The sequence below is a fragment of the Streptomyces sp. NPDC005863 genome, from assembly GCF_042871345.1.
GTDB lineage: Bacteria > Actinomycetota > Actinomycetes > Streptomycetales > Streptomycetaceae > Streptomyces.
On sequence record NZ_JBIAII010000004.1, the window covers coordinates 336,270 to 358,014 of the forward strand.

Sequence of the window (21,745 nt, forward strand, 5' to 3'; positions counted from 1 at the left end):
CCGCATCCCACACCATCGCGGCGACCGGCCGCACCTGGTTTTGCGCGGTCGGCCGGGCCGGCGGGACACGCAACTGGACGGTACACGTCCCTAGTTGGTCGTGTGGGTGGGGTAGACCTGCACGTCGGTGTAGGCGCCCTTGATGTCCCCGGCGCCCGCGGGCCACTTCAGGGTGACGGTGTGGGTCTCGTTCGGGGGCGTCACCAGGATGTGGGTCGGCGACGTGAGGCTCTCGCCGCTGGTGTCGATGTCGTAGGCGAGGTTGAAGACGGCGGCGTCGCCGGGCTTGAGGGTGGTGACCCGGGGCTGGGCCTGGCCCCGCTCGATCGGGCTGCTGGTGTGGTCGGCGTCCTTGATGTCGACGCCCGCGAAGCCGGTTGCCGAGCAGGTGGTGGAACCCCGGTTGACCATGGTGATGTCGATGCGGCCGGTGTTCTCGTCGGGGGCGGCGTCCCGGGCGTCGATGGCGAGGTTTTGCGTCTTGCAGAACGTGACCTTGCCGCCGGCCTTCTTCGTGCCGCCCGCGGCCGCCTCGGCTGTCAGGTCCTCCCCGGACCCCGACTGCTGGCTGCCCGCCTTGGTGCTGCCCGAGCCCGAGCCGGCCTCCGACTTCGCTTCGCCGTTCGAGGAGGAGTCCGAGGCGGAGGAGCCCTGGGAGGAGGCGTCCGTGCCGGAGTCGTCACCGCCGCAGGCGGTGAGGGAGAGGGCAGCGGCGAGGCTGACGGCGGCGAGAGCGGTGACGCGGGTGTTCTTCATGGCTTCTCCCAGAAGGAATCGTCGTGTGCGGGGGCGGTGGGTGAGGCGGGTGCGGTGCGTGCGGTGCCTGCGGTGCTTGCGGTGCTTGCGGTGCCTGCGGTCGTAACTATTTGTATCCCGCACCGAGTTACAGCCCTTCCTCCACGACGTCTTCGTTCTGTCACAGGCGATGCCCTCATGGCCCTCGCGCTGCCCCTGAGGTCCGACAGGGCGTCACCTTCGGGCGCCCCACCGGGGCGTACGCACCCCGTACGCGCTTCCTGCGCGTTGTGGCGTCAGGACCGCTGCGGGGAGCGAAGTACCAGCAGGGTGATCTCGCTGGGGGCGAAGACGCGGAACGGCGGGCCCCAGAAGCCGGTGCCGCGGCTGGTGTAGAGGAGGGTGCGGGCGCCGTGGCGGCTGAGGCCGGCGAGGGCGGGCTGGTCGATGCGGACGAGGTGGTGGAAGGGCCAGATCTGGCCGCCGTGGGTGTGGCCGGAGAGCTGGAGGTCGACGCCGCCCGCCGCTGCCCGGTCGATGAACTTGGGCTGGTGGGCCAGGAGCAGGACCGGCAGGTCGGGGTCGGCGCCGTGCAGGGCTCCGGCGAGGTGGGCGCGGTGGCCGGCCAGGCCGGACGACTCGGCGGTGACGTCGTCCACGCCGGCGACCACGAGGGTGTCGCCGCCGCGTTCGAGCAGCAGGTGACGGTTGCGCAGCGGCTCCCAGCCCAGCTCGTCCATCAGGTCGACCCAGCCCTGGGCCTGGCTGTAGTACTCGTGGTTTCCGGTGACGTAGACCCGGGCCCGGGTGGCTCGTACGGTGCCGAGCGGTTCGGCCTGGGCGCGGCGGCGTTCGGCTGTGCCGTCGGCGATGTCGCCCGTGTGGCAGACCAGGTCCGCGTCCAGGGTGTTGACCCTCTCGCAGACGCGCGCCGACCAGCGGGCGCGGTCGAGCGGCCCGTAGTGGGTGTCGGTGATGAGGACGACGCGGGTGCCGTCCAATCCGGCGCCCAGGCGCGGGAGGTGTACGTCGACGTTGCGCACCCGTGGAACCCGGTGGGCCTCGGCGTATCCCCAGGCGAGCAGGACGGCGGAGACGCCGAGGACCGCGCAGGTGACGATCCGGGACCGGTTCTGCCCGTCGCCCGCGCCGGCCACGGCCAGGACGACGAGTGGCAGGACGCCGAGCAGGACGGACCAGGTGAACAGCACCCAGCTGGTCCCGAGGAGGATGTCCCCGACGATCGCCGCCCGGTCCTGCTGCCGCCGACCGTGGCCGCGCATCATCGCCAGCGGCATACCGATCAGACCGAGGGCGAACAGGGCGGTGCCGACGAGAGTGACGGGCAGCGGCCAGTGCTGACCTGCGTACAGCAGCACCCAACACGGCACGGTCCACAGGAGGACGGGGGCTATCAAGGGGATGTAGCGCATGAGGACGCGCAGTCGGCTCTGCTGCGTCTCCTGCGTTTCCCGTGTCTCCCGCGCCTCCCGCGTCGATTCGTCCGCGGATCGCGCTTCGCCGGTGTCGGTCACGCTTCCCCTCCTCAAGTCGCCCGACCCCTGCGGCCGGACTGTCGACGCGCGCAATGTATCCGGTGGCCCCAGGCGGACGTCCTGCCGGTTCGGGCCGGCGCGCGCGAACCGCTCACCGGGGCATCCCGCTCCGTTTATCGGATTGGTAAAGAACGCCCGCCTCATCTGTTCTCAGCCACCACACAGGCGCAAGGATCCCCCGTACTGATCGAATCTGCTCGAATCGATGTGCGGGAGGCCCCACTTGAGAAGGACCCCAGGGACCAGACGGACGGCGGTGCTCGGTTCTGCGGGTGGCCTCGTCGCGGCGACGCTCATAGCCGGCGCCGTCGCGGCGCCGACGGCGAACGCCGAGGCCGGTGCGGGCAACGGTGTCGCGGCCCGCTCCGGCAAGGACCGTGAGGCCCGCGGTGCCGCGCTCGCCGCCCAGCGCGCGGCGAAGGCCGGCATCGACTGGCGGGACTGCCCCGCCGACTGGGGGCTCGAGAAGCCCATCCAGTGCGGCTGGGTCACCGTCCCGCTGGACTACGCCAAGCCCGACGGCAAGAAGATCAAGCTCGCCGTCGACCGCATCGGCAACACCGGTGACAAGAGCGACCGCCAGGGTGCCCTCCTGTACAACCCGGGCGGCCCCGGCGGCTCGGGCCTGCGCTTCCCGCGCCGGGTGACCACCAAGAGCGAGCTCTGGAAGAAGACCGCGAAGGCCTACGACTTCGTGGGCTTCGAGCCGCGCGGCGTCGGCCACTCCGCGCCCGTGTCCTGTGTGGACCCGCAGGAGTTCGTGAAGGCCCCGAAGCCGGACCCGGTCCCCGACAGCGAGGCCGACAAGCGCGCCCAGCGCAAGCTCGCCGCCGAGTACGCGGATGGCTGCCAGGAGCGCAGCGGTCGCCTCCTCCCGCACATGACGACGCCCAACACCGCCCGTGACCTGGACGTCATCCGCGCCGCACTCGGCGAGAAGAAGCTCAACTACCTCGGTGTCTCCTACGGCACCTACCTGGGCGCCGTCTACAGCACCCTGTTCCCGACCCACATCCGCCGCATGGTCTTCGACTCCGTGGTGGACCCGTCGCGGGACAAGATCTGGTACCAGGTCAACCTCGACCAGGACGTCGCCTTCGAGAAGCGCCTGGCCGACTGGATGAAGTGGGTCGCGAAGAACGACTCCGCCTTCCACCTCGGCACCACCGTCGGCAAGGTCCGCGCCCAGTGGGACAAGCTGCGCGCCACCGCCAAGAAGCAGCCCCTGGACGGGGTGGTCGGTCCGGCCGAGCTCATCGCATACTTCCAGAGCGCGCCGTACTACGACTCCTCGTGGGTCGAGATCGCCACGAACTGGAGCAAGTACGTCGCCGGGGACCCCAAGCCCCTCATCGCGGCGGCGAGCCCCGACCCGAGCGACAAGGCCGGCAACGCCGCCTCGGAGAACAGCAACGCCGTCTACACGGCCGTCGAGTGCGCGGACGCGAAGTGGCCGCGCAACTGGCGGACCTGGGACCGCGACAACTCCCGCATCCACCGGACGAGCCCCTTCATGACCTGGGCCAACGCCTGGATGAACCTGCCCTGTGCGACCTGGTCGAGCAAGCAGCAGACCCCGCTGGAGATCCGCAGCCACAAGGGTCTGCCGAAGACGCTGATCGTGCAGTCCACGCGTGACGCGGCCACCCCGTACACGGGCGCCGTCGAACTGCACAAGCGCCTCAAGGGCTCCCGCATGATCACGGAGAAGGGTGCCGGTTCCCATGGGGTCACCGGACTCGTCAACCCGTGCATCAACGACCGTGTCGACACCTACCTGTTGACCGGCAAGTCGGACGCCTCCGACGTGACCTGCGGCCCGCACGCCACGCCGAAGCCATAAGGAACTGACGCCGCACCGGCCGTCATCGGGTGCACCATCCCGGTGGCGGCCGGTTCCGCGTACGGCCTCAGGCCTTGCGGTCCGCCAGCCAGGCGTCCTCCGCCGCGTAGTCGAAGAGGTCGGTCGACGGGTCGTAGGCCGCGGCCATCGCCGGGAACGCCTCGCGCCAGTCCCGGCCCGCCAGCCGCCGGGTGATCCAGGAGACGGTCTCCTCCAGCGCGTCGTCGTACGTCGTCACCGCGCGGTAGCCGAGTTCGCGCTCCGCGGCGGACATGTCGTAGACCACCGGATGCGCCGTGGACCACGGTGTGACGCCGACGTTCGGACCGGGCGCCGCACCGGGCACCGTCACCGTCTCGCTCCCGAAGCCCATCACGGCGTCGACGGCCGCGCCGATCTCCGCGACCGTGGGCGCGTACGGATCGCCCGCGTTGATCACCCGGGAAGCGGGCTGCGCGGCCGCGAGCCGTACCAGCTCCGCGATGTTGTGGACGCTCACCGGGTGGAAGCGGCTGAGTCCGCCGTACGAGAGCACGCGTGTACGCCGCCCGTCCAGATTCCGTTTCACGAAGTACAGCTCGCGCGGCGCCCGGCCGTGCGGCCCGTGGATCGCGCCGGCCCGCACCATCGTCACCGGCAGCCGCTCGCCCAGCGCGAGCAGTGCACGCTCCAGCTCGACCTTGCGGGTGCTGTAGGTGCCCTCGCCCGGCGCCACCGTGCGCTGTGTCTCCGGAATCGGCACGGGCAGGCGGGGGAAGCCGTCCGCGTCGTCCTGGGTGTCGAAATTGCGGCCCTGCTCGTCCTCGTACACCGTCCCGCTGGAGAGCACCACGGCCGACCCGATCCGGTCGGCGAGGCGGGCGTACTGGCGGGCGTGCGACGCGGTGAACGCCACCATGTCGACCACCAGATCGACGCCGTCGCCGAGCGCTTCGGCGAGCGCCGCGTCATCCTCCCGGTCGAGGCGCACGACCCGGACGTCCTCGGGCCACCCCGCGTCACGACCCGCTCCCCGGGACGCCGCCGTCACCGCCCAGCCGTCCTGGACCAGCGCCCGAACCGTCGCGCGCCCGATCTGCCCCGTCGCACCGATCACCATCGCGTTCTTCATGATCGGACCGTACGTTCCGTGGGGCGGCCCCCGGAACGGCATCTGCTCTCAGCAGAGCCGCACCCCGGTCAGCTCAGCGGCATGCGCGGGAACTTCCGCGGTTCCCCGGCCCTCGCCGCCGCGCGTTCCGCCTCCTCCGCCTTCACGACCGCCGCGTACTTGTCCACGTACTCCTGTCCGGAGAGCCCGAGGATCGCGTACATGATCTCGTCGGTGACGGCCCGCAGCACCGCCTTCTCGTTGTCCATGCCGACGTAACGGGTGAAGTCGAGGGGTTCGCCGAAGCGGATCGTCACGCGCTTCAGCTTCGGGACCTTCCGGCCGGGCGGCTGGGCCTCGAACGTGCCGATCATGGCGCACGGGACCACCGGCACCTGCGCCTTGAGCGCCATCGCCGCGACGCCGACCTTGCCCTTGTACAGCCGTCCGTCGTGCGAGCGGGTGCCCTCCGGATAGATGCCGAGGAGCTCGCCCTTGCGCAGCACGCCGAGCCCCTCACGGATGGCGGCCTGGCCCGCCTCCTTGCCGGAGCGGTCCACCGGGATCTGTCCGGCGCTGCGGAAGAACGCGGCGGTCAGCCGGCCCTTGATGCCGGGACCCGTGAAGTACTCGGCCTTCGCGAGGAAGGTGATCCGGCGCTTGATGATCGCCGGCATCAGGAAGTGGTCGGAGAACGACAGATGGTTGCCCGCGACGATCGCCGCGCCGTGGTCCGGCATGTGCTCCAGTCCCTCGATCCTCGGCCGGAACATCACCCGGAGCAGTGGGCCGAGGATCACGTGCTTGAGCAGTAGGTAGAACATGGCGGCAGCCTTCCCCCTCGTCCCGGTGCCGACGCACAGTAGCCAATCGAGCGCGCGGATGCGAGAGCCCGTTCGGGCCCTTGCGTGCGGCCGTGCGGGGGGCCGATCGGCGCGGCGGCTGGACCGACGGCCCGTACGGGGAGTGCCCTGGCCTCTGCCCGGCGTCCCCGTCACCACGGAACGTCACCGAACCCCCTCCCGGAGGCCAGCATGATCCCGGCCGTCACGAGCCCGGTCCCCGCGAGCGCACGCTCCACCCGCGTCGGCGTGCGCTCGACGCGCCCGTTCGCCGCCCTCGCGGCCGGGACCCTCATCGCGCTCACCGCCGCCGTCCCGGCCCAGGCGGCGGAGGCCGCTCCCGCCCCGAGGCGCGGGCTCTTCCTCACCCTCTCGGGAGACGGGAACACCTGGATCCGCGGCGTACTCCTGGAGTGCGAGCCCGAGCCGTCAGGACACCATCCTGCGGCGGCCGAGGCCTGTGAGGAGATTTTCGAAGCGGACGGGGACTTCGAGGCCCTCCGGGCGGCTCCGCGCGTGTGCACGAAGGAGTTCGAACCGGTCACCGCGACCGCCACCGGCACGTTTCGCGGCCGGAACGTCAGCTGGCACAAGACCTATCCGAACGCCTGCGCCATGGAGAACGAGACCGGTCACGTCTTCCGCTTCTGACGGGCCTCACGGGCATTCACGCCGCCACACAGGCCCACGCGGGGCCGCCTCAGGGCGTCCCGCGCGACAGGACCATCGCCAGCGTGATCAGGCCGACCACCACCCAGCCGAACCACAGCCAGCCGTTGCTTCCGAGGGCCACCGTGTAGGCCGTCACCATGACCAGCCCTCCGATGGTGAACCCACCCATGGTCTTCGTGGAACTGGGCATCGCTCAGCCTCCTCCCGGCGGCCTGCGACGCCCGTGCGCCGAGACCTCGGTCCTCAGACCATCGTCACCCGGAAGGCCCCTCGGGCGCTAGCGTCCGCGAGAGGCCAGTGAGGCCAGATAGGCGTTGTACGCCTCCAGCTCCTTGTCGCCGTCGCGGTCCGCGGCGCGGTCCTTGCGCCGTGCCTCGCGGTCCTCGGACTTGCGCCACTGGAAGAGCAGGGCGACCAGGACCACCACGGACGGGATCTCGCTGAAGGCCCAGGCGATGCCGCCCGCCGCCTCCTGGTCGGCGAGCGCGTCGATGCCCAGCGAGGCGGGCGGGTGCATATAGGTGCCGATCATCGGCTGGGTGGCCATCATCAGCGCGATGCCGAAGAACGCGTGGAAGGGCATCCCGGCGAAGAGCTCCAGCATCCGCATCACGTAGCCGGGGCGGTGCGGCCCGGGGTCGACGCCCATGATCGGCCAGAAGAAGACCAGTCCGACGGCGAGGAAGTGCACCATCATCGCGATGTGGCCCGCCCTGGAGCCCATCAGCGTGTCGAAGATCGGCGTGAAGTACAGCGCGTACAGGCTCGCGATGAACAGCGGGATGGTGAACGCGGGGTGCGTGATGATCTTGATGTACCGGCTGTGCAGCAGCCAGAGCAGCCACTCGCGCGGGCCCTTGCTGCCGCGCGCCGCCACCGGCAGCGCCCGCAGCGCCAGCGTGATCGGCGCCCCGAGCAGCAGCAGGATCGGCGAGAGCATGCTGATCACCATGTGCTGGGACATGTGCACGCTGAACATGACCATGCCGTAGTCGTTGAGCTTGGTGCACATCACGAGCAGCACCGTGAAAATGCCGATCACGAACGCGATCGTGCGGCCGACCGGCCACTTGTCGCCGCGCCGCACGAGCCGGGCCACGCCCCACCCGTACAGGGCGAGGGCCACCAGGCAGCCGATGAGGAAGAAGGGGTCGGCCGAGAGTTCCAGGCCTCGCCCCAGCGTGAACGGCGGCAGATCCATGTTCATGCCGTGCCCGCTGTGATCCATCCAGTGGCTCCTGATTCGTGCGGATTGTGCGACGTGTGTCCGCACCAGACTAGAACCGCCCCCGGCCGCTGACACGACCGGGGGCGAGTAAGGCGAGGGGCGCCGGATCTACAGCACGCACTCCGCTTCCGCGTACCGCTCGTCGGGCACGGTCTTCAGCGTCTCGACGGCCTCGGCAAGCGGCACCATCGTGATGTCCGTGCCGCGCAGCGCCGTCATCCTGCCGAACTCGCCGCGGTGCACGGCCTCCACGGCGTGCCAGCCGAAACGGGTGGCGAGAACGCGGTCGTACGCGGTCGGGGTGCCGCCGCGCTGGACGTGGCCGAGGATGACCGGCCGCGCCTCCTTGCCCAGGCGCTGCTCCAGTTCGAGGGAGAGCTGCCGGGCGATGCCCGCGAACCGCTCGTGGCCGTAGATGTCCTTGGCGCCCACGTCGAACTCCATGGAGCCCTCACGGGGCTTGGCGCCCTCGGCGGCCACCACGATCGCGAACTTCTTGCCCGCCGAGAAGCGTTCACCGACCTTCGCCGCGAGCTCCTCGATGTCGAAGGGGCGCTCCGGGACGACGATGGCGTGCGCACCGGCGGCCATGCCCGAGTGGAGGGCGATCCAGCCGGTGTGCCGCCCCATGACCTCGACGATGAGGACGCGCTGGTGCGACTCGGCGGTGGTCTTCAGCCGGTCCAGCGCCTCGGTCGCCACGCCCACGGCGGTGTCGAAGCCGAAGGTGACGTCGGTGACGGCGATGTCGTTGTCGATCGTCTTGGGCACCCCGACGATGGGAAGACCCGCGTCGGACAGCAGCCGGGCCGCCTTCAGCGTGCCCTCACCGCCGATCGGGATGATCGCGTCGAGGCCGAGGTCGACGACGTGCCCCTTGGCGCGCTCCACGCCGTCCCGCAGATGGGCGGGCTGGACGCGCGAGGAGCCGAGAATCGTTCCGCCGCGGGCGAGGATGCCGCCCACCGCGTCGAGGTCCAGCTTGCGGTAATCGCATTCCAGGAGGCCTTTCCAGCCGTCGTGGAAGCCGATGACCTCGTCGCCGTGGTCCGCCACCGCGCGGTGCACGACGGAACGGATGACGGCGTTCAGGCCGGGGCAGTCGCCGCCGGAGGTCAGCACACCAATGCGCATGGCCCGGAATACCTTTGCAACGTGGGTCGATGACCGGACCACGTCGTCCGGCTGGATCCCCGCCACCCTATAGGCGCCGGGGGGCGGGGCCGCATCAGCCGTCCGAGGGCTGGACGGCCCCGCTCACATGTGCGGGCGGGGCGTCAGGCGGGCTCTACTCCCGCATGTCGCGCGGGCTCTTCTTCCGGGGTTACGCGGGCTGCTGGGCGGCCGCGATGCGCTCGTTGCGCAGCGCCTCGTACCAGCGGTCGTCCGTGGGCGGCAGCGCGTTCACGTCGAGGGCCAGCTTCAGGAGCAGGTCCGCGATGAGCGGGTTGCGGGCGAGGACGGGCCCGTGCATGTACGTACCGAAGACGGTGCCGTTGTACGCGCCCTCGGTGCCGTCGCCCGTGCCGTTGCCCCGGCCGAGCGTGACGCGCGCGAAGGGGCGCGCGGACGGGCCGATGTGCGTGATGCCCTGGTGGTTCTCGAAACCGGTCAGCGGGGGCAGGCCCAGCTGCGGGTCGATGTCGCCGAGGACGTCGCCGACGCACCGGTCGCCCTCGCCGCGGGTGGAGACCACATCGAGCAGGCCGAGGCCCGGCTCGCGCTGGCCGAGGTCGTTGATGAACTCGTTGCCGAGGATCTGGTAGCCGGCGCAGACCGAGAAGACGATCGCGCCGTTGCCGACCGCCCGCTGCAGGCCGCCGTCGCGGCGCAGCCGCTCGGCCGCGAGGCGCTGCGGGCGGTCCTCGCCGCCACCGATCAGGTAGATGTCGCCGGAGGTGGGCACCGGCTGGTCGCTGCGCACGTCGTAGCGCTCGACCTGGAGGCCGCGCTGGTGGGCGCGGCGCTCCACGACCAGGGCGTTGCCCTGGTCTCCGTACGTGCTCAGCAGGTCGGGGTAGACCCACACCAGCCGCAGGCTGTTGTCGCTCATGCTCATTTGTCCCTACGAAGATCTGGAGAGGCCGGGCGGGTCAGTTGCCGACGCGGCGGCGCAGGTCCTGGAACGCGGTGTAGTTCGCGATGGTCTCGATGCGTCCGGGCGGGGCGAGCTGCACGGCCTCGTCGAGGCTCTCGCAGACGCGGAAGTCGAGGTTCGCGACCTCCAGGCGCACCGCGAGGTCCAGCTTGCGGTCGCCGAGCACGAAGATCGGGTGACCGGCCAGGCGCGTGTAGTCGACGTCCCACAGCCAGGAGGTGTCCGTGCCGTCCGCGCCGCGCGCGTTCACCGAGAGGATCACCGGGGTCGGCGGCGGATCGATCAGCGAAAACGTTTCGAGCCAGCCCGCGGGGTTCTTCGCGAGCAGCAGGCGCAGGTCGCGCCCCTGGAACTGCACGACGTCGTAGCGACCGGCGACGGCCTGCACCTGGTACATGCGCTCCAGGGCGACCTGCGGCGGCACGCCGAACACGGCGGCGACGGCCGCGGAGGAGGCGGCGTTGGCCTTGTTCGCCCGGCCCGGCAGCTGCAGGTGGATCGGCCAGGCCGAGCCGTGCGGGTCCAGGACGTGGTCGCCGGAGAGCACCCAGCTGGGCGCCGGACGGCGGAAGCCGCACTCGCCGCAGAACCAGTCGTCCCCGGGGCGCTGCATGACGCCACCGCAGGAGGGGCACGACCAGGCGTCGTCCTTCCACTCCTGGCCCGCGGCCACCCACACCACGTTCGGCGAGGAGGAGGCCGCCCAGACGACCAGCGGGTCGTCGGCGTTGGCGATGACCACGGCCTTGGAACCGGCCAGGCCCTCGCGCCAGTGCTCGGCGAGCATGCGGGTCTCCGCGGCGCGGTCCAGCTGGTCGCGCGAGAGGTTCAGCAGCGCGATCGCCTTGGGGTCGACGTCACGGGCGACGCCCGCGAGGTACTTCTCGTCGACCTCGATCACGCCGAACCGCGCGTCAGAGCCGCCCGCGAGGGCGGAGGTGATTCCGGCGGGCATGTTCGCGCCCAGCGCGTTCGAGACGACCGGGCCGCTGGCGCGCAGCGCCTCGGCGATCAGACGCGTGGTGGTCGTCTTGCCGTTGGTGGCCGACACGAGGACCACGTCCAGGTGCGTGGCGAGCCGTCCGAGCAGTTCGGGGTCGAGCCTGAGCGCGACCTTGCCGCCGATCACCGATCCGCTGCCGCGGCCCGCCGCGCGTGACACCGCCGCGGCCGCCTTGCCCGCCGTCACGGCCAGCTTGGCCCGCGGCGACAGCGGGTCCGTGTTGCCTGACATCTGTCGAGATCCTCCTTGCGTACGGCGCCGCGCCTGCCCCCGGCATCGATTCGCTGCCCAGCCTATCGAGATCCACAGGCAAGCCCGAATCACGGCACCACCGCGACACCTCGCCGGTGCCGCTCCTGTCCCTGGACCGTACTCTTGCCGCCATGCGACACGGCACGATCCCGGGCGCCTCGGGGCGCGTACGACCTCTGACCCTGCTCGGTGACCCCGTGCTGCACGCGCCGTGCGAGGAGGTCACCGACTTCGGTCCCGAACTGGCGGAGCTCGTCGAGGACATGTTCGCCACGATGTACGCCGCCCGGGGGGTGGGACTCGCCGCGAACCAGATCGGCGTGGGCCGGCGGGTGTTCGTGTACGACTGCCCGGACGACGAGGACGTCCGCCATCTCGGGCACGTGGTGAATCCGACGCTCGTCGAGGCCGATGGAGTGATCGTGCGGGGCCCCGAGGGGTGTCTGTCGCTGCCCGGTCTGGAGGCGGGCACGCCGCGCTTCGACCACGCCGTGGTCGAAGGCCTCGATCTCCGCGGGGAGCCGACCCGGGTGCACGGCACGGGCTGGTTCGCGCGCTGTCTCCAGCACGAGTGCGACCACTTGGGCGGCGGTGTCTACACCGACCACGTCACGGGCTGGCGGCGCCGCAGGGTGCTGCGGGCCGCAGCCAAGGCCCCCTGGAACGACTGAGGTCAGAACCCGGGGCCGCCGACGCGGTTGCCGGCGGCGGCGAGCCGGCCCCACAGCAGATCGGCGAGGCTGCGCACCAACTGGGCGCGCGGGCACGGCCGTTCGCCGAGCCACCAGTCGCCGGCGGCGTGCATCATGCCGACGATGCCGTGCCCCCACACCCGGGCGAGCTCGGCGCCCTCCGGGCCGAGGTCGACGCGCTCCTCGATGACCTCGGCGAGCTCCTCGCCGAGCCGGCGCAGCAGCGGCGCGGAGTGCAGTCCGACGTCGAAGCCCTGCTCACCGGGGGAGGGGGCCTCGGACGGGTGCATCAGGAAGCGGTAGACCTGGGGCCGGGCCTCGATGGCCGCGAGGTAGGTGTCGAGGGTGGCCTCGACGCGTTCCCTGCGCTCGGCGGGGGCGTCGAGCGCGGCGCGCAGGGCTTCGAGGAGGGCGTCCGTGTGCCGCTTGGCGAGCGCCGCGTACAGGCCGCCCTTGTCGCCGAAGTGGCGGTAGAGGATCGGCTTGGTGATGCCCGCCTCGGCGGCGATGGCGTTCATCGAGGCGCCGGGGCCGTCGCGGAGCACCACCCGGTCCGCGGCCTCGAGCAGCTCGCGCCGTCGATGCTCCGCGGACCGCTGCTGATCGGTCCGCTGCGTGGTCTCCATCGTTTCTCCCCGCCCGTGCTGAATCGGTGACGCACGCGCAACGTAACACCCGCCGGCGGGTGCCCATCGAACGGGCTGCCGGGAGTTGACATGGACTACTGGCCGGTAACACACTGCGGTTACCGCAAGTAACGTCGCAGTTGATCGCAGGTCCTGGAGGGGTCATGGCCGAGTTCACCATGGAGCTCAACGACGAACAGAAGGAGGTCCGGGACTGGCTCCACGGGTTCGCCGCCGATGTGATCCGCCCCGCGGCCGCCGAGTGGGACGAGCGCGAAGAGACCCCGTGGCCCATCATCCAGGAAGCCGCGAAGATAGGGATCTACTCGCTCGATTTCTATGCCCAGCAGTTCTTCGACCCCTCGGGCCTCGGCATCCCGATGGCGACCGAGGAGATCTTCTGGGGCGATGCCGGCATCGGCCTGTCCATCATGGGCACGGGTCTGGCCGCCGTCGGTGTCCTCGCCAACGGCACCGAGGAGCAGATCGGCACCTGGATCCCGCAGATGTACGGCGACGTGAACGACGTGAAGGTCGCCGCCTTCTGCTCCTCCGAGCCGGACGCCGGATCCGACGTGGCGGCCATGCGGACCCGCGCCGTCTACGACGAGGCCAAGGACGAGTGGGTCCTCAACGGCACGAAGACCTGGGCGACCAACGGCGGCATCGCCAACGTCCACGTGGTCGTCGCGGTGGTCGACCCGGAGCTCGGCTCCAAGGGGCACGCCTCCTTCATCGTCCCGCCGAACACCCCCGGCCTGTCCCAGGGGCAGAAGTTCAAGAAGCACGGCATCCGCGCCTCGCACACCGCCGAGGTCGTCCTGGAGGACGTGCGCGTCCCCGGCCACTGTCTGCTCGGCGGCAAGGAGAAGCTGGACGAGCGCATGGCCCGCGCGCGGGAGCGCGCCAAGTCGGGCGGTGAGCGGGTCAAGAACGCCGCGATGGCCACCTTCGAGGCCTCCCGCCCGGCGGTCGGCGCCATGGCGGTGGGCACGGCCCGCGCCGCGTACGAGGAGGCGCTGGAGTACGCCAAGACGCGTACGCAGTTCGGCCGCCCGATCATCGACAACCAGGGCATCGCCTTCCAGCTCGCCGACATGCGCACCCAGATCGACGCGGCCCGCCTCCTGGTGTGGCGCGCCTCCTGGATGGCCTCCACCGGCAAGAAGTTCGAGTCGGCCGAGGGCTCCATGTCGAAGCTGTACGCGAGCGAGGTCGCCAAGAAGGTCACCGCCCAGGCGGTCCAGATCCTGGGCGGCAACGGCTTCACCCGCGAGTACCCGGTGGAGCGGATGCACCGCGACGCCGCGATCTACACGATCTTCGAGGGCACCAGCGAGATCCAGCGCCTCGTCATCGCGCGGACGCTGTCGGGGATGCCGATCCGCTAGCGCCGGCGTGGACGGCCGCGGCGTCATCGGTGCCGGTCAGCGCACCAGCAGGTCGATCACGCCGGTCAGGTCCTCCTCGCCGCTGCCCTCGGCCAGGCGACGGCGCATCAGGGCGAAGTAGGGGCTGAGCAGTTCCGGGCTGACGCCCTGCTGCTCGGCCGTGCTCAGGAAGGTCGGCGTGCCGGCCACCTGCATGGCGAGGTTGGAGACGACGCCCTCGGTGTAGTCACCGCTGCGCAGTTGGCCGGCGGTCTGATGCACCGCCGGGGCCATCGCGACCAGCCAGTCGGCGAGCAGCGGGGCGAGCGAGGCGGGGTCGATGTCCTCCTTGCGGATCAGGGCGAAGGCGTGCGCGGCCCCGGCGAACATCCCGTACATGGCGCTGAGCAGGGCCACGTCGTGCAGGGCCGCGAAGCCCGCGTCCTCGCCGACGTAGGTGGCGCCGGCCGGGACGCCCAAGGTCTCCCGGTGCTGCTCGAACAGTCCTCGCGAGCCGCTGTAGAAGACGTAGCCGCCGGCCTCCGGGGCGCCGATCATCGGGGGGACGGCCATGATCCCGCCGTCGAGGTAGCGGGCGCCGCGCCGGTCGGCCCAGACGGCGCGGGCGCGGGCCTGGGCGGGGGTGCTGGTGATCAGATTGACCAGGTCCTTGCCGGTCAGGTCGGCGCCGGCGAGGACCTCGTCGGCGGAGGCGTCGTCCAACAGGCAGACGACGACCAGGGTGTTCGCCGCGACCGCGTCGGCGGCGCTGTCCGCGAGTCTCGCGCCCTCGGCGGCGAGCGCCGCGGCGCGGGCCGGGGTGCGGTTCCAGACGGTGAGCGGGTGGCCCGCCGCAAGCCAGGTACGGGCCAGCGCGGTGCCCATCGCGCCGAGGCCGAGCAGGGTGACGGAGGTCTTCTCAACGGGGTGCTGTGTCATGCCGTCAAGGCTGGTCACAGGCCCGCAGCCGCTCAAGTACGCACTTTGGAGTGGGTGGTTACCCTGAGGTGAGCGAGCACGTCAGAAGGGTGGGGGCATGACGACGCTGAACCGGCCGGGCGCACCAGAGGGACACGTCTGCGGGATCGACAGCGCGATGGAAGTGATCGGCGGCAAGTGGAAGGTGCTGATCCTCTGGGCGCTCCACGAGTACCCCTGCCGCCGCTTCGGCGAGCTGCGCCGGCTGCTTCCCGGGATCACCGAGAAGGTGCTGGCCTCGCATCTGCGCGAGATGGAGACGGACGGCGTCGTGTGCCGCGTTTCCTACGACGAGGTGCCGCCCCGCGTCGAGTACTCGCTGACCGGGGACGGCCTGCGCCTCAACGAGGCACTCCAGCCGCTGGCCGCCTGGGGGCGTGAGCGGTCGACTTTGTCTGTCCGCAGACCTTGACAACTTGATTGGTCTGGACCAGCTTTGCCCGCAGTAGCGGTGGCCACCGTCGTTCACTTCCGTGCTGCACCTCTCCCTGGAGGTAATCCGTGGACCGTGTACGTCAGGGCCGCCCCGGCATTCGCCGGAGAATCGGCGCGGTGATCGGCGTCGGCGCGGCCGCCGCGCTCGCCGTCACCGTGCTCGCCGCACCCGCGCAGTCGGCGGACGCCGCGGCGGCGGACGTCAATGTCGCCAAGAACGCCGGGTTCGAAGCGGGGCTGAGCAACTGGACCTGCGCCGCCGACAGCGGCGCCTCCGTCACCTCACCCGTGCACGGCGGGGTGAAGGCCCTCAAGGCCGCTCCGTCCGGCCAGGACACCGCCGAGTGTTCCCAGACCGTCGCCGTGAAGCCCAACTCCACGTACAAGCTCAGCAGTTGGGTGCAGGGCAGCTACGTCTACCTCGGTGCTCGCGGCACCGGTACCACCGACGTGACGACCTGGACGCCGGGCAACTCCTCCTGGCAGCAGCTCTCCACCAGCTTCAGCACCGGCGCGAACACGACGTCGGTCACCGTGTACACGCACGGCTGGTACGGGCAGGGCGCGTACTACGTCGACGACGTGAGCGTCCTCGGGCCCGACGGGGGCGGCGGCACCGACCCGGTGGAGATACCGCCCGTGCCGGCCGGCCTCGCGGCGGGCGCCACGACGTCGACCTCGGTGGACCTTTCCTGGACGCCGGTGTCCACCGCCACCGGGTACACCGTCTACCGCGACGGTACGAAGGTCGCCTCGGTCGGCGGCGCGTCCACGACCGTCGCCGGCCTCACGCCGGACACCGCGTACAGCTTCCAGGTGAGCGCCGTGAACGCCGCAGGCGAGTCGCCGAAGTCGGCGGCGGTGTCCGCACGGACCGCGAAGGCGGGCGGCGGGGACGGCGGCCCCGTGCCCAAGCACGCCCTGACCGGCTACTGGCAGAACTTCAACAACGGCGCGACGGTGCAGAAGCTGCGGGACGTGTCGGCGCAGTACGACATCATCGCCGTTTCCTTCGCCGACGCCACGTCCACGCCGGGCCAGATCGCCTTCAACCTGGACCCGGCCGTCGGCTACTCCTCCACCGCCGACTTCAAGGCGGACATCGCCGCGAAGCGCGCCGCGGGCAAGTCCGTGATCCTCTCGGTCGGCGGCGAGAAGGGCAGCATCTCGGTCAACAGCGACGCCTCCGCCACGGCGTTCGCGGACAGCGCCTACGCCCTGATGCGGGAGTACGGGTTCGACGGCGTCGACATCGACCTGGAGAACGGCCTCAACCCCACCTACATGACGAAGGCGCTGCGCCAACTCGCCGCGAAGGCGGGCCCGAAGCTGGTCCTCACGATGGCGCCGCAGACCATCGACATGCAGTCCACGTCCGGCGGGTACTTCCAGACGGCGCTGAACGTGAAGGACATCCTCACGGTCGTCAACATGCAGTACTACAACAGCGGTTCGATGCTGGGCTGCGACGGCAAGGTCTACAGCCAGGGCACCGTCGACTTCCTGACCGCGCTCGCCTGCATCCAGCTGGAGGGCGGCCTCGACCCGTCACAGGTCGGTATCGGCGTGCCCGCGTCGACGCGCGCCGCGGGCAGCGGCTACGTGGCCCCCTCCGTCGTGAACAACGCCCTCGACTGTCTGGCCCGCGGCACCGGCTGTGGCTCCTTCAAGCCGTCGAAGACGTACCCGGGACTGCGCGGCGCCATGACGTGGTCCACGAACTGGGACGCGACGGCGGGCGGCGCGTGGTCGGGCTCCGTCGGCCCGAAGGTGCACGGCCTCCCGTAACGAATCCGGTGGGAGAGCGGGCGGGCCGTGCGCGGGCCCGCCCGTTTTCCGTGCCGTCGATCCGGGGTGCGGGTGCGGGTGCCGGTGCCGATGCCGAGGGATGGTTCAGGTCGACAGGGAAGTTTGCAAGTTTGCCTGTCAATTCCGTACGGTAGAGACATGAGCGAGCACCTGGGCGATCCCACGCCGGAGCAAGTCGCCGCCGACCTCACGAACGTCGTCGGGCGCTTCGTGCGCAGGCTGCGCGGCGCGTCGCCCGGCAGCGGCCTCAGCCCCACGCAGCGGTCCGTGCTCGCCCGGCTCGACCGCGAGGGCCCGGCGACCACCGCCGGCCTCGCACGCGCGGAATTCGTACGACCGCAGTCGATGCGGATGACCGTGAGCGCCCTGGAGTCCCTGGCGCTCGTCGAGCGGACGCCCGACCCGGACGACGGGCGGCAGTCCGTGCTCTCCCTGACCGACGAGGGCCGCCGCACTCTCGCCGACGCGCGCGCCGCCAAGCAGAGCTGGCTGTCGGTGGCCGTCGCCGAGGAGCTCGACCCGGCCGAGCGGCGCCGACTGGCCGACGCCGTCGAGCTCCTGGAGCGACTGGTGGGCAAGTGAGAGCCGCATCTCCCGCACGGGCGGACCCGGCGGCGCAGGAGCGGCCCGGCTTCGGCGCGCGGCTCACCGCGCCCCTGCTCCTCGGCTCCCTGCTCAACCCGCTCAACACCACGATGATCTCCACCGCCCTGGTGGCGATCGGTCACGACTTCGGCATCGGCGCCTCCGACACCGCCTGGCTCGTCTCCGTGCTCTACCTCGCGAGCGCCGTGGGCCAGCCCGTCCTCGGCAGACTCGCCGACAGCATCGGACCACGTCGGGTCTTCCTCGGCGGGCTCGTGGTCGTCGTCGCGTCGGGCCTCGTCGGGGCGCTCGCTCCCGGTTTCGGCTGGCTGCTCGTCTCCCGGCTGCTGCTCGGCGTCGGGACGTCGGCCGCGTACCCGGCGGCGATGGCCGTCCTGCGCGGCGAGTCCGTACGCCTCGGCCGCCCCACGCCGCGCACCGTCCTCGGGCGGCTCTCCTTCGCGGCGCTCGGCAGCGCGGCCGTCGGGCCGACGCTCGGCGGCCTCCTCGTCGCGACCGCGGGCTGGCGCGGCATCTTCGCCGTCAACGTGCCGGTGGCGCTCCTCGCGTACGGCAGCGCCCTGCGCTGGATCCCGAAGGACCCGCCACGCGCGGGCGCCAGGACCGCGGGAGGCGGCGGCCGGGCCGGCGCGCTCGATCCGCTGGGCATACTCCTGTTCACCGGAGCGCTCTGCTGCCTCGTCGTCTTCCTCCTCGACCTGCGCGCCCCGATGTGGTGGCTGCTCGCCCCCACCGCCGTGCTCGGCGCCGTGCTCACCTGGTGGCAGCTGCGCCACCCGAGCCCCTTCATCGACCTGCGCATGCTGGGCGCCAACCGCGCGCTCGCCCGCACCTATCTGCGGCACGGCCTCAGCTACCTCGTCGTGTACTGCGTGATGTACGGCTTCACGCAGTGGCTGGAGGAGGAGCGCGGCTACTCGTCCCTGCACACCGGGCTCGTGATGCTGCCCATGTCCCTTGCCGCGCTGGCCTGTTCGCTGATCGGGGCGCGGACGAAGGGCATCCGGGCGCCGCTCACCGTGGCCGCCGTGCTGCTCGCCGCGGGCAGCGCGCTGCTGCTCGGCACGTCGGGCGCCACACCGCTCGCCGCGCTGCTCATCACCGGCGCGTGCTTCGGCGTTCCGCAGGGGCTCATGGGCACCGCCAACCAGGCGGCCGTGCAGCAGTACGCGCCCGCCGACGCGATCGGCGCCGCGGCGGGCCTCCAGCGCACCGCCCAGTACCTCGGTGCCATCACGGCCTCCGGTCTGATCGGCCTCGCCTACGGGCAGCGGGCCGACGACGGCGGGCTCCACCTGATGGGCGCCGTCGGGGGCGTCCTGGCGCTGGCCCTGATCGTCCTGACGGTGTCGGACCGGGCGCTCCGGTCCGGCCGCCCCGGGCGCCCCGGCCGCACGAAGCCCGCCCCCTGACCGACCTGCCCGAACCCACCCGACAAGCAAGAGCACCAGCGAAAGGCACCCCCATGACCGCCACCGTCCTTGACCCCACCACCGCCCTCGTCGTCGTCGACCTCCAGAAGGGCATCACCGCCCTGCCGACCGCCCACCCCGCGCAGCAGATCGTCGAACGGTCCGCGGCACTGGCCGACGCCTTCCGTGACCGTGGCCTGCCCGTGGTCCTGGTCCGGGTGACCGGCGGCGCCCCGGGCCGCACCGAATCCCCGGCGCGCGGCGGCGACGTGCCCGCGGACTGGGCGGAGCTGGTGCCCGAACTGGGGCGCACCGACGGCGACATCGTCGTCACCAAGCAGCAGTGGGGCGCGTTCTACGGCACCGACCTCGACCTGCAGCTGCGCCGCCGAGGTGTCACCCAGGTCGTCGTCACCGGCATCGCGACCAGCATCGGCGTGGAGTCGACGGCCCGCGCGGCGCACGAGCACGGCTACCACGTCACCGTGGCCGTCGACGCCGTGACCGACATGGACGCCGACGCCCACCGCAACAGCGTGGAGAAGGTCTTCCCGCGCCTGGGCGAGACGGACACGGCGGAGGCCATCGCCAAGCTGCTCGGCTGAGGCCGGGCGCCCGGCGCGCCGGACTCGGCGGCTACGGCCGGTACACGTACGGCGTGGTGGTGCAGAGCGTGCTGAACCCGAGCCGGTCCAGGATGGGGCGGCTGTCGTCCGAGGCGTCGACCTGCAGGTAGCGGTAGCCGCGCTCGGCGGCGATCCGGGCGCGGTGGGCGACCGTCGCGCGGTAGATGCCCTTGCCGCGCCACCGCGGATCGGTGCCGCCGCCCCAGAGGCCGGCGAAGTCGGTGCCCGGGCGGAGCTCGATCCGCGCGCCGCACACGGGCCGCTCCCCGGCCATGGCGACCACCGCGACGATCTCGTCCGGGGTTTGGGTGAGCCGGTCGAGCACGCGCCGGGCCAGGCGCTCGCTGAGTTCGGCGTCGTCCTCCCCGAAGGCGGCCAGATGGGCCTCGGCCATGAGCCGCGCGCCCGCCGCGTCCGTCACCGTGAGCAGCCGGACGCCGTCGGGGAGGCCGGGGCCCGGGGGCAGGGCGTCGACCTCGGCGACCATGAGCGTCTCCACCGGCTCGGCCTCGAACCCGGCGGCCAAGAGCCGCTCGGCGAGGTCCGCGGGAGGGTCGTACGAGTGCAGCTTCCACTCGAACTCCCTTCCCGCGTCGGTGAAGTGGCGCACCTGTTCCGCGATCACGGCGTCGGCCGTCGCCGAGTCGATGTCGGCCCACAGGACGCCACTCCAGTCGTGCGCCGCCCCCGTCGCCCGTACGACACCGCCGACACGCTCGATCCGCGTCCCGCCGCCCTCGCCCACAGCGCTCTGCCGCATCTGCAGGTCGTACGCGGCCAGCGCCGCTGCGTGATCCATGGGGTCACCTCAGCAGGCGGGAGGGGCGACGGCAATCGGATTTCGGGCGGTGGGGGAGGCGGTCAGGTCTGACGCAGCCAGCGGGTCAGCCGGTCCAGGTACTCCGGCGCGGGCTCGGTGGCGCCCGGCAGCCGCAGCCGATGATCCGCTCCCGGCAGGACCTCCACCGTCAGCGTCGCCCGGCGGTGACGGGACGGGTGGCACGCGGCCCCGCCGAGCGCGCGGAGGCTGTCGGCGACGGGAACGAGCGGGTCCGCGCCGCCGAAGAACGCCAGGTGCGGGCAGCGCAGCCCGAGCAGATCGCGGACCGGATCGTGGTCCTGCTTCCGCTTGAGGAACGTCCAAAGACGGTCGTCCATCCCGTCCCAGTAGTACGCGAGTCCCGGCGGCGCGCCCGCCGCGTCCACGAGCGCGGCCGCCGTCGCGAAGTCAGCGTCGCGTCGGCCGGCTTCGACGAGACGGTCGTACAGGGCCAGGACGCGTTCGACGGCACTTCGGCTGTTGGCGTGCGCTTGGCTGTTGGCGTGCGCCCCTTGTACGTACCGGGCCAGCGCGTGGCGTTCCTGCACCGCCGGTGTCGTCGCGGGGCAGCCGCTGGTGACGACCCAGGGAATGTCGTCCCGGCCCGTCGCCGCGCGCAGCACGACCCAGCCGCCCTCACTGTGGCCGAACAGTCCCGCCGCGTCGGACCGCACCTCGGGCCGGGACCTGAGGAAGGCCAGGGCGGCGGCCGCGTCGGCCGCCAGGTCGGCCAGAGTCGCGGCGCGCCAGTCACCGGACGACTCGCCCACGCCCCGTTTGTCGTAGGAGAGCACGGCGAACCCCGCGTCCAGCAAGCGCCGCCGCAGCGGCGGGAAGAAGGTGTCGTTGTCCCGGTCGGACGACCCGGACCCGCCCACCAGCACCACGCCGCCGCGGACGGATTCTCCCCGCCGCGGCAGCCCCAGCGTGCCGGCCAACTGCACGGGCCCGGCGGCGAACGTGACGTGTCGTATGTCGACGGGTTCCATCGCGTCAGTCTCTGCCCGCGCACCGGCCGCGTACACAGCCCCGAGCCGGGCCGAGCCGGGAGG

At 71.7% G+C, this 21,745-nt stretch carries 22 protein-coding genes; 9 read left to right on the top strand and 13 right to left on the bottom strand.

Annotation, left to right across the window (positions count from 1 at the left end; all coding sequences use genetic code 11):
- Positions 1-90: 90 nt before the first annotated feature.
- Positions 91-756, bottom strand: a complete 666-nt coding sequence (locus ACFYO9_RS17800; protein WP_358778977.1) for a DUF4232 domain-containing protein — start codon at positions 754-756, stop codon at positions 91-93.
- Positions 757-1,031: 275 nt separating this feature from the next.
- Positions 1,032-2,270, bottom strand: a complete 1,239-nt coding sequence (locus ACFYO9_RS17805; protein WP_388666396.1) for a metallophosphoesterase — start codon at positions 2,268-2,270, stop codon at positions 1,032-1,034.
- A 226-nt stretch (positions 2,271-2,496) separates the two neighbouring features.
- Here ACFYO9_RS17805 and ACFYO9_RS17810 point away from each other — a divergent pair, with 226 nt between their 5' ends.
- Positions 2,497-4,134 carry an alpha/beta hydrolase gene (locus ACFYO9_RS17810; protein WP_358778978.1) on the top strand — a complete coding sequence of 546 codons (1,638 nt, stop codon included), beginning with the start codon at positions 2,497-2,499 and terminating at the stop codon, positions 4,132-4,134.
- A gap of 67 nt (positions 4,135-4,201) precedes the next feature.
- Here ACFYO9_RS17810 and ACFYO9_RS17815 read toward each other — a convergent pair whose 3' ends face one another.
- Positions 4,202-5,233, bottom strand: a complete 1,032-nt coding sequence (locus ACFYO9_RS17815) for an NAD-dependent epimerase/dehydratase family protein (protein ID WP_358778992.1) — start codon at positions 5,231-5,233, stop codon at positions 4,202-4,204.
- An 80-nt stretch (positions 5,234-5,313) separates the two neighbouring features.
- On the bottom strand, positions 5,314-6,048 hold the full coding sequence (locus ACFYO9_RS17820; RefSeq protein WP_358778979.1) for a lysophospholipid acyltransferase family protein: 735 nt from the start codon (positions 6,046-6,048) through the stop codon (positions 5,314-5,316).
- 210 nt (positions 6,049-6,258) lie between these two features.
- Between ACFYO9_RS17820 and ACFYO9_RS17825 the strand changes: the two genes are divergently transcribed.
- Positions 6,259-6,717 carry an SSI family serine proteinase inhibitor gene (locus tag ACFYO9_RS17825; protein ID WP_358778980.1) on the top strand — a complete coding sequence of 153 codons (459 nt, stop codon included), beginning with the start codon at positions 6,259-6,261 and terminating at the stop codon, positions 6,715-6,717.
- 49 nt (positions 6,718-6,766) lie between these two features.
- On the opposite strand, the gene ACFYO9_RS17830 is transcribed toward ACFYO9_RS17825, so the two are convergent.
- From ACFYO9_RS17830 to ACFYO9_RS17850, 5 genes are all read right to left on the bottom strand, one after another.
- Complete coding sequence (locus tag ACFYO9_RS17830; protein WP_358708901.1) at positions 6,767-6,928, bottom strand: hypothetical protein; 162 nt, start codon at positions 6,926-6,928, stop codon at positions 6,767-6,769.
- Positions 6,929-7,015: 87 nt separating this feature from the next.
- Positions 7,016-7,966: a cytochrome c oxidase assembly protein gene (locus ACFYO9_RS17835; protein WP_358708900.1), complete on the bottom strand. Its 951-nt coding sequence runs from the start codon at positions 7,964-7,966 to the stop codon at positions 7,016-7,018.
- Positions 7,967-8,074: 108 nt separating this feature from the next.
- A complete protein-coding gene (locus ACFYO9_RS17840; protein WP_358708899.1) occupies positions 8,075-9,100 on the bottom strand; it encodes a 6-phosphofructokinase in 1,026 nt (341 codons plus the stop codon).
- A 190-nt stretch (positions 9,101-9,290) separates the two neighbouring features.
- On the bottom strand, positions 9,291-10,019 hold the full coding sequence (locus tag ACFYO9_RS17845; RefSeq protein ID WP_355806914.1) for a glutamine amidotransferase: 729 nt from the start codon (positions 10,017-10,019) through the stop codon (positions 9,291-9,293).
- Positions 10,020-10,059: 40 nt separating this feature from the next.
- On the bottom strand, positions 10,060-11,298 hold the full coding sequence (locus ACFYO9_RS17850; protein ID WP_355806916.1) for a MurT ligase domain-containing protein: 1,239 nt from the start codon (positions 11,296-11,298) through the stop codon (positions 10,060-10,062).
- 152 nt (positions 11,299-11,450) lie between these two features.
- Between ACFYO9_RS17850 and def the strand changes: the two genes are divergently transcribed.
- Positions 11,451-11,990, top strand: a complete 540-nt coding sequence (gene def, locus ACFYO9_RS17855) for a peptide deformylase (RefSeq protein WP_358778981.1) — start codon at positions 11,451-11,453, stop codon at positions 11,988-11,990.
- A 2-nt stretch (positions 11,991-11,992) separates the two neighbouring features.
- Here the strand turns inward: def and ACFYO9_RS17860 are convergent, their stop codons facing one another.
- A complete protein-coding gene (locus ACFYO9_RS17860; protein ID WP_355806920.1) occupies positions 11,993-12,637 on the bottom strand; it encodes a TetR family transcriptional regulator in 645 nt (214 codons plus the stop codon).
- Between the two features lie 164 nt (positions 12,638-12,801).
- Here ACFYO9_RS17860 and ACFYO9_RS17865 point away from each other — a divergent pair, with 164 nt between their 5' ends.
- Complete coding sequence (locus ACFYO9_RS17865) at positions 12,802-14,028, top strand: acyl-CoA dehydrogenase family protein (RefSeq protein WP_358778982.1); 1,227 nt, start codon at positions 12,802-12,804, stop codon at positions 14,026-14,028.
- A 36-nt stretch (positions 14,029-14,064) separates the two neighbouring features.
- On the opposite strand, the gene ACFYO9_RS17870 is transcribed toward ACFYO9_RS17865, so the two are convergent.
- Positions 14,065-14,946, bottom strand: coding sequence for an NAD(P)-binding domain-containing protein (locus ACFYO9_RS17870; RefSeq protein WP_358778983.1), 882 nt, complete (start codon positions 14,944-14,946; stop codon positions 14,065-14,067).
- A gap of 97 nt (positions 14,947-15,043) precedes the next feature.
- On the opposite strand from ACFYO9_RS17870, the gene ACFYO9_RS17875 reads away from it, so the two are divergent.
- The 5 genes from ACFYO9_RS17875 (at position 15,044) to ACFYO9_RS17895 (ending at position 19,852) form a co-directional block, all read left to right on the top strand.
- Positions 15,044-15,397, top strand: a complete 354-nt coding sequence (locus tag ACFYO9_RS17875) for a helix-turn-helix domain-containing protein (RefSeq protein WP_355806926.1) — start codon at positions 15,044-15,046, stop codon at positions 15,395-15,397.
- 89 nt (positions 15,398-15,486) lie between these two features.
- Complete coding sequence (locus tag ACFYO9_RS17880; protein WP_358778984.1) at positions 15,487-17,208, top strand: glycoside hydrolase family 18 protein; 1,722 nt, start codon at positions 15,487-15,489, stop codon at positions 17,206-17,208.
- A 159-nt stretch (positions 17,209-17,367) separates the two neighbouring features.
- Complete coding sequence (locus ACFYO9_RS17885) at positions 17,368-17,811, top strand: MarR family transcriptional regulator (protein WP_355806930.1); 444 nt, start codon at positions 17,368-17,370, stop codon at positions 17,809-17,811.
- On the top strand, positions 17,808-19,247 hold the full coding sequence (locus ACFYO9_RS17890) for an MFS transporter (RefSeq protein WP_358778985.1): 1,440 nt from the start codon (positions 17,808-17,810) through the stop codon (positions 19,245-19,247). Before ACFYO9_RS17885 ends, ACFYO9_RS17890 begins: the two co-directional genes overlap by 4 nt.
- 53 nt (positions 19,248-19,300) lie before the next feature.
- Positions 19,301-19,852 (top strand): isochorismatase family protein, encoded by a 552-nt coding sequence (locus tag ACFYO9_RS17895; RefSeq protein ID WP_358778986.1) that lies wholly within the window; start codon positions 19,301-19,303, stop codon positions 19,850-19,852.
- A gap of 31 nt (positions 19,853-19,883) precedes the next feature.
- On the opposite strand, the gene ACFYO9_RS17900 is transcribed toward ACFYO9_RS17895, so the two are convergent.
- Complete coding sequence (locus tag ACFYO9_RS17900) at positions 19,884-20,672, bottom strand: GNAT family N-acetyltransferase (protein WP_358778987.1); 789 nt, start codon at positions 20,670-20,672, stop codon at positions 19,884-19,886.
- Positions 20,673-20,734: 62 nt separating this feature from the next.
- Positions 20,735-21,682 (bottom strand): alpha/beta hydrolase, encoded by a 948-nt coding sequence (locus ACFYO9_RS17905; protein WP_358778988.1) that lies wholly within the window; start codon positions 21,680-21,682, stop codon positions 20,735-20,737.
- Positions 21,683-21,745 lie beyond the last annotated feature (63 nt).